Source organism: Cupriavidus pauculus, assembly GCF_002858765.1.
Lineage (GTDB): Bacteria > Pseudomonadota > Gammaproteobacteria > Burkholderiales > Burkholderiaceae > Cupriavidus > Cupriavidus pauculus_B.
Window position 1 is genome coordinate 232,598 of sequence record NZ_PJRP01000002.1, and the last position, 12,300, is coordinate 244,897.

Sequence of the window (12,300 nt, forward strand, 5' to 3'; positions counted from 1 at the left end):
CTAATATTCGCCCCCTCGCAACACGAACCGCGCTGCAAACGCAGCAGCGACAAGGGTTGCGGGGTCAGCAGGGGGTTGGGGTTGCGAGGTTTGCAGCGCTGACCGGCAGAAAAAAGTTCTGCAAAAACTGTTGACGAAACGTTGAATGCTCTGCATAATCTCGTTTCTCCGCTGCAACGAAAACGACGCAGCGACAGCGAACGGCAAAGCCGGCCGCTGGAGTTCTTTAACAAACAAACAACCGATAAGTGTGGGCGCTTGATGGCGAACGCCGCGGAGACTTCGGTCTTCGTGATGCTTCAAAAGTTATCAGTGCTCGCACAGTAAAACATGTTGGTTTGCGTCGCGAGACGTGAACCAGTCAGTTTTCTGAGAGTGAGCGACCGCTCGAAAGAGCGAGGTGCTTCGGCACCACACAGAGATTGAACTGAAGAGTTTGATCCTGGCTCAGATTGAACGCTGGCGGCATGCCTTACACATGCAAGTCGAACGGCAGCACGGGAGCAATCCTGGTGGCGAGTGGCGAACGGGTGAGTAATACATCGGAACGTACCCTGTTGTGGGGGATAACTAGTCGAAAGATTAGCTAATACCGCATACGACCTGAGGGTGAAAGCGGGGGACCGAAAGGCCTCGCGCAGCAGGAGCGGCCGATGTCTGATTAGCTAGTTGGTGGGGTAAAGGCCCACCAAGGCGACGATCAGTAGCTGGTCTGAGAGGACGATCAGCCACACTGGGACTGAGACACGGCCCAGACTCCTACGGGAGGCAGCAGTGGGGAATTTTGGACAATGGGGGCAACCCTGATCCAGCAATGCCGCGTGTGTGAAGAAGGCCTTCGGGTTGTAAAGCACTTTTGTCCGGAAAGAAAACGCTCTGGTTAATACCTGGGGCGGATGACGGTACCGGAAGAATAAGCACCGGCTAACTACGTGCCAGCAGCCGCGGTAATACGTAGGGTGCGAGCGTTAATCGGAATTACTGGGCGTAAAGCGTGCGCAGGCGGTTTTGTAAGACAGGCGTGAAATCCCCGAGCTCAACTTGGGAATTGCGCTTGTGACTGCAAGGCTAGAGTATGTCAGAGGGGGGTAGAATTCCACGTGTAGCAGTGAAATGCGTAGAGATGTGGAGGAATACCGATGGCGAAGGCAGCCCCCTGGGACGTCACTGACGCTCATGCACGAAAGCGTGGGGAGCAAACAGGATTAGATACCCTGGTAGTCCACGCCCTAAACGATGTCAACTAGTTGTTGGGGATTCATTTCTTCAGTAACGTAGCTAACGCGTGAAGTTGACCGCCTGGGGAGTACGGTCGCAAGATTAAAACTCAAAGGAATTGACGGGGACCCGCACAAGCGGTGGATGATGTGGATTAATTCGATGCAACGCGAAAAACCTTACCTACCCTTGACATGCCACTAACGAAGCAGAGATGCATTAGGTGCTCGAAAGAGAAAGTGGACACAGGTGCTGCATGGCTGTCGTCAGCTCGTGTCGTGAGATGTTGGGTTAAGTCCCGCAACGAGCGCAACCCTTATCTTTAGTTGCTACGCAAGGGCACTCTAGAGAGACTGCCGGTGACAAACCGGAGGAAGGTGGGGATGACGTCAAGTCCTCATGGCCCTTATGGGTAGGGCTTCACACGTCATACAATGGTGCGTACAGAGGGTTGCCAACCCGCGAGGGGGAGCTAATCCCAGAAAACGCATCGTAGTCCGGATCGTAGTCTGCAACTCGACTACGTGAAGCTGGAATCGCTAGTAATCGCGGATCAGCATGCCGCGGTGAATACGTTCCCGGGTCTTGTACACACCGCCCGTCACACCATGGGAGTGGGTTTTGCCAGAAGTAGTTAGCCTAACCGCAAGGAGGGCGATTACCACGGCAGGGTTCATGACTGGGGTGAAGTCGTAACAAGGTAGCCGTATCGGAAGGTGCGGCTGGATCACCTCCTTTCCAGAGGCTTGTGTTCACAAGTCAAGCGTTCACACTTATCGGTTTGTTTGCTGTTACAGCCAAGGGTCTGTAGCTCAGGTGGTTAGAGCACCGTCTTGATAAGGCGGGGGTCGTAGGTTCAAGTCCTACCAGACCCACCAAGTTATCGCGCGGGGGATTAGCTCAGCTGGGAGAGCACCTGCTTTGCAAGCAGGGGGTCGTCGGTTCGATCCCGTCATCCTCCACCACTACCTTGGGGTTAGTTGTCAAAGAGAAGCACTTGTTGAGTGTTTGTCTTTGGCTATTGCCAACGAGCATTAGCTCGGCTGTTCTTTAACAATATGGGATGTAGTAAAGGTGTCACGGAACGTTGATGAGACGTTCATGTAGTTTAACGTGATACCGGGTTGTGATTGTATCAACCAAAATGTATTTAAGTGATCGAAAGATGACTTGGAATACGGCACAAACGCGAGAACTCAGACCTGTAGCCAGCGTGGATAACGGAAGCGTTAGACACACTCGTTATAGGGTCAAGCGAACAAGTGCATGTGGTGGATGCCTTGGCGATCACAGGCGATGAAGGACGCGGTAGCCTGCGAAAAGCTTCGGGGAGCTGGCAAACAAGCTTTGATCCGGAGATGTCCGAATGGGGAAACCCGGCCCGAATGGGTCATCCCTGACTGAATACATAGGTCAGGGAAGCGAACGCGGCGAACTGAAACATCTAAGTAGCTGCAGGAACAGAAATCAACCGAGATTCCCAGAGTAGTGGCGAACGAAATGGGAAGAGCCTTGCACTCTTTAGCAGAACGGTTAGCAAAACGGGATGGAAAGCCCGGCCATAGCAGGTGATAGCCCTGTATGCGAAAACCGATTTGTGGAACTAGGTGTGCGACAAGTAGGGCGGGACACGTGAAATCCTGTCTGAAGATGGGGGGACCATCCTCCAAGGCTAAATACTCGTGATCGACCGATAGTGAACCAGTACCGTGAGGGAAAGGCGAAAAGAACCCCGGGAGGGGAGTGAAATAGATCCTGAAACCGCATGCATACAAACAGTCGGAGCCTGGAAACGGGTGACGGCGTACCTTTTGTATAATGGGTCAGCGACTTACATTCAGTGGCAAGCTTAACCGATTAGGGAAGGCGTAGCGAAAGCGAGTCCGAATAGGGCGTTGAGTCGCTGGGTGTAGACCCGAAACCAGATGATCTATCCATGGCCAGGTTGAAGGTGCGGTAACACGTACTGGAGGACCGAACCCACTAACGTTGAAAAGTTAGGGGATGAGCTGTGGATAGGGGTGAAAGGCTAAACAAATCTGGAAATAGCTGGTTCTCTCCGAAAACTATTTAGGTAGTGCCTCGTGTCTCACCTTCGGGGGTAGAGCACTGTCATGGTTGGGGGGTCTATTGCTGATTACCCCGCCATAGCAAACTCCGAATACCGAAGAGTGCAATCACGGGAGACAGACATCGGGTGCTAACGTCCGGTGTCAAGAGGGAAACAACCCAGACCGCCAGCTAAGGTCCCCAAATATAGCTAAGTGGGAAACGAAGTGGGAAGGCTAAAACAGTCAGGAGGTTGGCTTAGAAGCAGCCACCCTTTAAAGAAAGCGTAATAGCTCACTGATCGAGTCGTCCTGCGCGGAAGATGTAACGGGGCTAAGCTATATACCGAAGCTGCGGACGCACAGTAATGTGCGTGGTAGGAGAGCGTTCTGTAAGCCTGTGAAGGTGTCTTGTAAAGGATGCTGGAGGTATCAGAAGTGCGAATGCTGACATGAGTAGCGATAAAGGGGGTGAAAGGCCCCCTCGCCGTAAGCCCAAGGTTTCCTACGCAACGTTCATCGGCGTAGGGTGAGTCGGCCCCTAAGGCGAGGCAGAGATGCGTAGCTGATGGGAAGCAGGTTAATATTCCTGCACCGTCGTATGATGCGATGGGGGGACGGATCGCGGAGGGTTGTCCGGGTGTTGGAAGTCCCGGTCCCTGCATTGGAGAAGGCGCTTAGGCAAATCCGGGCGCGGAATTCAAGGATGTGGGGCGAGCGGCTTTATGCTGCGAAGCAATCGGAAGTGGTTCCAAGAAAAGCCTCTAAGCTTCAGTCATACGAGACCGTACCGCAAACCGACACAGGTGGGCGAGATGAGTATTCTAAGGCGCTTGAGAGAACTCGGGAGAAGGAACTCGGCAAATTGGTACCGTAACTTCGGGATAAGGTACGCCCTTGTAGCTTGACTGGCCTGCGCCAGGAGGGTGAAGGGGTTGCAATAAAATGGTGGCTGCGACTGTTTAATAAAAACACAGCACTCTGCAAACACGAAAGTGGACGTATAGGGTGTGACGCCTGCCCGGTGCCGGAAGATTAAATGATGGGGTGCAAGCTCTTGATTGAAGTCCCGGTAAACGGCGGCCGTAACTATAACGGTCCTAAGGTAGCGAAATTCCTTGTCGGGTAAGTTCCGACCTGCACGAATGGCGTAACGATGGCCACACTGTCTCCTCCCGAGACTCAGCGAAGTTGAAGTGTTTGTGATGATGCAATCTCCCCGCGGCTAGACGGAAAGACCCCATGAACCTTTACTGTAGCTTTGCATTGGACTTTGAACCGATCTGTGTAGGATAGGTGGGAGGCTTTGAAGCGTGGACGCTAGTTCACGTGGAGCCGTCCTTGAAATACCACCCTGGTTTGTTTGAGGTTCTAACCTTGGCCCGTGAATCCGGGTCGGGGACAGTGCATGGTAGGCAGTTTGACTGGGGCGGTCTCCTCCCAAAGTGTAACGGAGGAGTTCGAAGGTACGCTTGGTACGGTCGGACATCGTACCTAAAGTGCAATGGCAAAAGCGTGCTTAACTGCGAGACTGACAAGTCGAGCAGGTGCGAAAGCAGGACATAGTGATCCGGTGGTTCTGAATGGAAGGGCCATCGCTCAACGGATAAAAGGTACTCTGGGGATAACAGGCTGATACCGCCCAAGAGTTCATATCGACGGCGGTGTTTGGCACCTCGATGTCGGCTCATCTCATCCTGGGGCTGTAGCCGGTCCCAAGGGTATGGCTGTTCGCCATTTAAAGAGGTACGTGAGCTGGGTTTAAAACGTCGTGAGACAGTTTGGTCCCTATCTGCCGTGGGCGTTGGAATCTTGACGGGGGCTGCTCCTAGTACGAGAGGACCGGAGTGGACGTACCGCTGGTGTACCTGTTGTCTCGCCAGAGGCATCGCAGGGTAGCTATGTACGGAAGAGATAACCGCTGAAAGCATCTAAGCGGGAAACTCGCCTGAAGATGAGGATTCCCTGGAGGCTTGACCTCCTTGAAGGGTCGTTCGAGACCAGGACGTTGATAGGCTGGGTGTGGAAGCGCAGTAATGCGTTAAGCTAACCAGTACTAATTGCCCGTAAGGCTTGATCCTATAACCAGTGTGTTTGACCTGGTTGGACGAGAGTCCGCGTGTGCCACCTGGCATACAACACAACCTCTTTACTACACCCCAAATTCGCTGCGCTGACGCCAGTCAGTGCGGCAACCAGTCATGCCTGGTGACCATAGCGAGTTGGAACCACCCCTTCCCATCCCGAACAGGACCGTGAAACGACTTTGCGCCGATGATAGTGCGGATACCCGTGTGAAAGTAGGTCATCGCCAGGCTCTTATACCCAGAACCCCCAAGCCCTAAAAGCTTGGGGGTTTTGCTTTTGCGGCGCGCGAAACGATATCGCTCCTGCAGTCGGTGCAAATGCCGGCGGGAGTCCTCCCTCTCCCTGTACATAGAACAATTCCGAAAAGCACAGCCCGTCATGTTGGGCTGTTGTATTCAGGGTACCCGAGCATTCCGGCCATTCCGTGCATCTGATATGGTCTGGCCCAAGCGCTGAAAAATTCAGCACGAAGCAGTCAGCAATACCAAGCCTCGGCGCCGAATAGCCAGGACGTTGGGATTTCGACGAACGGGTAAAAATCAGGGTATCAGGGTCCAGGGGGTTATCGTGGCCATGAAGTTTCGGCCAGCACTGGCTTGTGTGGTGAGCACGCTCATGCTCGCCGGTTGTGCATCATCGACGGTCGCACCGACCGATCCATCAAAGTTGGCTGCCGTCTCTGACGGAAATTGCGCGACGTTCGCGGAAAAAGGCTTGTTGAAGGCTTCAATTCGGAGCCAACCAGCCGATGTCCTCGAACTGGCCAATCGCACTGCAAATCTTGCAGCCGAATCCGAAGCGGGTAGCGATGGCGAGGCGGAAGCCGATGCCGCATCGTTGCCGTTGCTGGCGGACCTGCCGCTATTCTCCGCATCCCCTCTCCCGACTGTCGTTCCCACTGGCTGGCAGCCCTGGAGGGTCAATCGCAACAAGACCCCCACGCGATATTCGCTGGTCGAGGTCGACCAGCGCACCGTGCTGCATGCCGAGGCAGATGGTTCAGCGTCGGGTCTCTACGTTCCGCTTACCGAGCGAGATCCCCGGATGCTGCGCTGGATGTGGAAAACACGTGATGTGATTCGCGTAGCGGATAACGCCGTCAGCCATCGTGAGGACGCGCCTCTGCGGATTTTCGTGGCGTTCGATGGCGATCGCAGCACGTTGTCGCTGAAAGACCAGTTGATGTATGAAATGGCCCGGATCACCACGGGCCGGGAAATGCCGTACGCCACGCTGATGTATATCTGGGGCGGAAAGCGTCCGGTCGGCAGCATCCTGAACAATCCCCATACCGACCGGGTCCGCATGATCATCGTGGACTCCGGCACGCGCCATACCAACGAATGGCGATGCCACGAACGCGACCTGCGCGCTGACTATCGCAAGGCGTTTGGTACGGATCCGGGCAAGATCCTCGCGGTCGGCCTGATGACCGATACTGACAACACCAAGAGCCGCGCCGAAGCCTGGTACGGCGATATCGCGCTGGACTGAGCCCGCGCCCGCCTTCAGACCTGGGTCCGCGAGGCGCCTAGCCGACGCCCAGGTCTTCGAGCGCCAGCAGCGCGAAGGTGGCGAGCCAATGCGTGGCAACGTACTGGCCGTCCACCGCTTGCGGTAGCGACACCGCGAGATGGTCGGACCAAGCGCGCACGGCCAGCGGCTGCAGCGCCGATGGCAAGGCCGGGCCCAGCAGCCGCCAGCACCAGGCGCGCGACAGGTTCAGCCCGTCCAGATGCGACATCTTCGGATCTGTCCGGTCCGCGACAGCCACCGGGGTCAGCCAGGTCCCGAGCTCGGCCTGTCCCGGCGAGAACAGCTCCCACCATTCGTCAAAGCCGCAGTCGTCCATCACCTGCCGCATCAGCACGGCTTCCATCAGGCCGCCAGACAGGAATTCGTCGCCGCCCGGCTCGTAGCGGGCTGGATAGCGCAGATCATGCGCGAACCAGCGATGGGCGCGACGGACGATCGACTTGCGCAGCGCGGGATGCTGGTCCTGCCGCGCGTAGAACAGCGCCATCACCAGCGCAAACGCACTATTGAAATGGGTGCCGGTGCGCACCGGAAAATCGGCCACGTCGATATAGTCCATCAGACGTTGCGCCAGATGGTTGGCCAGCGGCGCGCAAGCGGCGGCCCATCTGGCCGCCTGTGCGTCCCTGAGCCCCAGCGCGCCAAGCTCGGCCTGTAGCCGCAGCACCCACGCCCAGCCATAAGGCCGCTCGAAGGTACGGGATCCCGGTCGCTCGAAATAGGCCAGTTCCGCGGCGATGGCCTCCGGGCGGAAGTGAGCATCGAGTGCGGCCCGGATACGGTCCGCATCCGTCAGGTTCGGACGCAAGACCAGCAGCCGTACCAGCAGCCAGTGCATGTGCACCGACGAATGCCAGTCGTAGCTGCCGTAGAAGACCGGATGACTGACGGCCGGTGCGGCCAAGTCACCGGCGTCCACCATCAGATGGTCCACCTTGTATGGGTACGGGCGCACGATGTTGTCGAGCGCCACCCGGGCGAATCGCGCCGCCATGGCGTCATCCAGCAGCGTATGGGGCATCGTCCGTTGCCTGGAAGGTCTCAATCAGTGCCGGATCAGGTCGGCGCGAGCCATTTCTCCACCAGCTTGACGAAGAACGTGGAGCCCACCGGCAGCAGTTCGTCGTTGAAGTCGTAGCTGGGGTTGTGCAGCATGCACGGCCCCATGCCGTGGCCGGCCTCGCGATGCGAGCCCTCGCCGTTGCCGATGAACAGGTAGCAGCCCGGCTTCTCTTGCAGCATGAACGAGAAGTCCTCGGCGCCCATGGTCGGTTCCACGTTGCCGTCGACGTTGTCGGCGCCCACCAGTTCGCTGGCGATGCCCACGGCGAATTCGGCTTCTGCGGCGCTGTTGATGGTGGGCGGATAGTTGCGGCGGAATTCAAAATCGATCGTGCAATCGAACGCCTGCGCCACGGCGCGCGACACTTCTTCCATGCGACGCTCGATCAGGTCGAGCACTTCCACGGTGAAGGTGCGCACCGTGCCGCCCAGCCAGACTTCATTGGGCACGATGTTGGTGGCGTCGCCGCCGTGGAACTGCGTGACCGAGATCACCGCGGTATCGATCGGCCGCTTATTGCGGGTGATGATGCCTTGTAGCGCCGACACGATCTGGGCGCCCGTGAACACCGGATCGGCACCGTTGTGCGGCATGGCCGCGTGCGCGCCCTTGCCACGCACGGTAATCTTGAATTCGTTGCTCGATGCCATCAGCGGGCCGGCCGTGGTGCCGAACGAGCCGACCGGCATGCCCGGCCAGTTGTGCATGCCGAACACGGCGTCGCACGGAAACCGGTCGAACAGGCCGTCCTTGATCATCTCGCGGGCGCCGCCGCCGCCTTCCTCGGCCGGCTGGAAGATCAGGTGAACGGTGCCGTCGAAATTGCGATGCTCGGCCAGGTAGCGCGCCGCGCCGAGCAGCATCGCGGTATGGCCATCGTGGCCGCACGCGTGCATCTTGCCCTCGTGCTGCGAGCGATGGCCGAAGGTGTTCGCTTCCTGCAGCGGCAGCGCGTCCATATCGGCACGCAGGCCGATGGATTTGGCGCTTTTGCCATTGCGGATGATGCCGACCAGACCCGTGGTGCCCAGGCCGCGATGGACCTCGATGCCCCAGGATTCCAGGTTCTTGGCCACCACGTCGGCGGTGCGCTGTTCCTCGAAACACAGTTCGGGATGCGCGTGGATGTCACGTCGAATGGTGCGGATTTCGGCTTGCGCCTGCAGGATTTCAGGGATGAGCTTCATGATGCCGGTCCGGGCGAATGGGGCAATTGGATACCCCCGATCATACGATGCCTATCGTAGAAGCGCCAAAACAAGGCGTTCCCGGCACCTCGCGGCAACGGCGGTCGCATGCCGGTGCGCAGACTTCCCGAGCGGGCATACATTGCTGCGGCGACGGCCCCGCTGCTCTTGATCCGCACCGCACGAACTGACGCAGCGCAGCATGGCCGATGCCCCCCCGGGCGGGTGGGTTTCCCCGCATGGCGGACGCCTTGCACTGCTGGAACAGTTCATGCTTGAAGTGCCCGGCCGGTCGCGCGCCACGTTGCCCAGCAGAACGCCGCACCAAAATGCGGCGCTTCTGGTGAGACATTCGGGACATGCGCGACTGATCCTTTTCGTCATTTCAAGACTTCCCACTGGGAGAATCGTGCGATGTCCCTTCGTCACGTCAAGAAGGCTGTCGGCAAGGCGGTCGGTGCTGTCCTGCTGACCGGTGCCCTCGGCCTGGGCCTTACCACTCAGGCCCAGGCGGTTGATCTCAAGATCGCCATGAGTTCGCCGCCCACCTCGATGGATCCGCATTTCTACAATCTCTTCTCGAACATCAATGTGTCCGAACACGTGTTCGAGTCGCTGATCAAGCTCGACCCTGACAGCAAGGTGGTGCCGGGCCTGGCCGAGTCGTGGAAGCTGGTCAACAACCTCACGTGGGAATTCAAGATCCGCAAGGGCGTGAAGTGGCATGACGGCACCGAGCTGACCACCGAGGACATCGCGTGGTCGCTGGATCGCCCGGCCACCATCGTCAACAGCCCGGGCAAGTTCGATGTGTACACCAAGGCGATCATCAACAAGAAGATCATCGACAAGTACACCATCCAGCTGACCACCAACCAGCCGTACCCGCTGATGCTCAACGATCTGACGTCGGTGTTCATGGTCCAGAAGAAGGCCACGCAGGGCCTGTCCTCGGACGACTTTGCACAGGGCAAGGGCATGATCGGCACCGGCCCGTTCAAGTTCGTCAGCTATGCGCGCGACGACCGGGTCGAACTGGTGAAAAACCCCGACTACTGGGGCGCCAAGTCGGCATGGGACAAAGTGACGCTGCGATTCATCCCGAACCCGGCCACGCGCCTGGCCGCGCTGCTGTCAGGCGACGTGCAGGCCATCGAGAACGTGCCCACGCCCGACCTGCCGAAGGTGCGAAGCGATCCCAAGCTGTCGTTCTTCTCGAAGATCTCGCACCGCGTGATCTACCTGTACTTCGACGTCAAGCGCGACAAGTCGCCGTTCGTGACGACCAAGGATGGCCAGCCGATGGACAAGAACCCGCTGAAGGACGCGCGCGTGCGCATCGCCATCAGCACGGCCATCAACCGCCAGGGCATCAAGGACCGATTGATGGAAGGCCTGTCCGAGCCGACCAACAACCTGGTGCCGCCGACGCTGTTTGGCTACAACCCGGCGCTGAAGACGCTCAAGTACGATCCGGAGGCGGCCAAGAAGCTGCTGGCGGACGCCGGCTATCCGAACGGCTTCGGGCTGACGCTGCATACGCCGAACAACCGCTACGTCAACGACGAGAAGATCGCGCAGACCATCGCGCAGAACCTGACGCGTATCGGCATCAACACCAAGGTGGAAGGCATGCCGATGGCCACGTACTCGTCGAAGGCGATCAAGCGTGAATGGTCGTTCGGCCTGGTTGGCTGGGGTGCCCAGACCGGCGAGGTCAGCTCGCCGCTGCGCGCGCTGGTGGCCTGCGAAGACTCGAAGAAGGGCTTTGGCACGACCAACTGGGGCGAGTACTGCAATCCGAAGATGGATGCCGAGTTGGAGAAGGCCCTGGCGACCGTGGATGACAACGAGCGCTCGAAGCTGCTGCAGGACGCCACGGCCATCGCGGTGCTGGACGGCGGCATCATCCCGGTCCACCATCAGGTGACCACGTGGGCCACGCAGAAGGGCATCACGTACGTGCCGCGTACCGACGAACGTACCTACGCGCACCTGTTCAAGCCTGCCCAGTAAGCCAGCCGGGCAGCGCGGAGCCGCCAAGGGCTGGCGGCTCCGGTATGATCGCGGCCCCGGTCTTCCACGAGAAGCCGGGGCGATGTTCCCACGATGTCCCCCGTGGGCCGCGAACCCGCCGGCAGTGCGCCACCGTGCGCCGGCGAAAGGATAGGCGTCTGGAAAATGCTGGTATTCATCATCCGGCGACTGATGCAGAGCGTGGTTGTGCTGCTGGTCATGTCGTTGCTCGTGTTTCTTGGCGTTTTTGCGATTGGCAATCCGATCGACATCCTGATCAGCCCGCAGGCCGATCAGGAAGACATCAAACGCACCATTGCCGCGCTCGGCCTCGACAAGCCACTCTGGGAGCAATACTGGATATTCCTGCAGAACGCGCTGCACGGGAATCTGGGCACGTCGTTCGCACATGGCACCCCGGCACTCAAGCTGATCTTTGAACGCATGCCGGCCACGCTGGAACTGGCGGTGTGCGCCATCCTGCTGGCCATCGTGCTGGGCATCCCCCTGGGCCTGTGGGCGGGGCTGCGGCCGAACGGGGCGGCCGGCAAGACCATCATGACCGTATCGATCCTGGGCTTTTCGCTGCCCACGTTCTGGGTCGGGCTGATGCTGATTATGGTGTTTGCCGTGCAACTGGGCTGGCTGCCCTCGAACGGCCGCGGTGAAACCGTCCGCGTGCTGGGCGTGCCGCTGAGCTTTCTGACCGTGGACGGCATCCGGCACCTGATCCTGCCCGCCGTGACACTGTCGCTGCTGAACATCGCCATGGTGATCCGGCTCACGCGCGCCGGCACCCAGGAGGCGATGCTGCAGGACTACGTGAAGTTCGCCCGCGCCAAGGGGTTGTCCAACACGCGCATCGTCGGCGTCCACGTTCTTAAGAATATTCTGATCCCGATCGTCACCGTGATCGCGCTGCAGTTCGGCTCGATCATCGCGTTTGCGATCGTGACCGAATCGATTTTCGCGTGGCCCGGCATGGGCAAGCTGATCATCGATTCGATCCAGTTGCTGGACCGCCCGGTGATCGTGGCCTACCTGATGGTGATCGTGACGCTGTTCATCCTGATCAACCTGGTGGTGGACATCGTCTACAGCATGCTCGATCCGCGCGTGCGCATTGCCGACAACAAGGGCTGAG

5 protein-coding genes, 2 tRNA genes and 3 rRNA genes are annotated in these 12,300 nt (G+C 58.7%); 8 read left to right on the forward strand and 2 right to left on the reverse strand.

The features are described 5' to 3' along the window. Positions 1-424: 424 nt before the first annotated feature. The 6 genes from CYJ10_RS05920 (at position 425) to CYJ10_RS05945 (ending at position 6,848) form a co-directional block, all read left to right on the forward strand. Positions 425-1,956 (forward strand): 16S ribosomal RNA (locus CYJ10_RS05920). A 63-nt stretch (positions 1,957-2,019) separates the two neighbouring features. Beyond that, positions 2,020-2,096: transfer RNA gene (locus CYJ10_RS05925), tRNA-Ile, on the forward strand. 11 nt (positions 2,097-2,107) lie between these two features. After that, positions 2,108-2,183: transfer RNA gene (locus tag CYJ10_RS05930), tRNA-Ala, on the forward strand. A 283-nt stretch (positions 2,184-2,466) separates the two neighbouring features. Further along, a 23S ribosomal RNA gene (locus CYJ10_RS05935) occupies positions 2,467-5,347 on the forward strand. Positions 5,348-5,470: 123 nt separating this feature from the next. After that, positions 5,471-5,583 (forward strand): 5S ribosomal RNA (rrf, locus tag CYJ10_RS05940). The 16S, 23S and 5S rRNA genes sit together here with 2 tRNA genes alongside, the layout of an rRNA operon. A gap of 335 nt (positions 5,584-5,918) precedes the next feature. Further along, positions 5,919-6,848: a DUF3047 domain-containing protein gene (locus tag CYJ10_RS05945; RefSeq protein ID WP_374703240.1), complete on the forward strand. Its 930-nt coding sequence runs from the start codon at positions 5,919-5,921 to the stop codon at positions 6,846-6,848. Between the two features lie 37 nt (positions 6,849-6,885). Here CYJ10_RS05945 and CYJ10_RS05950 read toward each other — a convergent pair whose 3' ends face one another. Together CYJ10_RS05950 and CYJ10_RS05955 are read right to left on the reverse strand one after the other, a co-directional pair. Beyond that, positions 6,886-7,911, reverse strand: a complete 1,026-nt coding sequence (locus CYJ10_RS05950) for a DUF2891 domain-containing protein (RefSeq protein WP_101680595.1) — start codon at positions 7,909-7,911, stop codon at positions 6,886-6,888. A gap of 35 nt (positions 7,912-7,946) precedes the next feature. Beyond that, the gene (locus tag CYJ10_RS05955) at positions 7,947-9,140 is read right to left on the reverse strand and encodes a M20 aminoacylase family protein (RefSeq protein ID WP_101680596.1); all 1,194 of its coding nucleotides are present in this window, start codon (positions 9,138-9,140) and stop codon (positions 7,947-7,949) included. Between the two features lie 414 nt (positions 9,141-9,554). Between CYJ10_RS05955 and CYJ10_RS05960 the strand changes: the two genes are divergently transcribed. Continuing rightward, complete coding sequence (locus CYJ10_RS05960) at positions 9,555-11,156, forward strand: ABC transporter substrate-binding protein (RefSeq protein ID WP_101680597.1); 1,602 nt, start codon at positions 9,555-9,557, stop codon at positions 11,154-11,156. Between the two features lie 165 nt (positions 11,157-11,321). Next, a complete protein-coding gene (locus CYJ10_RS05965; protein WP_101680598.1) occupies positions 11,322-12,299 on the forward strand; it encodes an ABC transporter permease in 978 nt (325 codons plus the stop codon). Position 12,300: the final 1 nt, after the last annotated feature.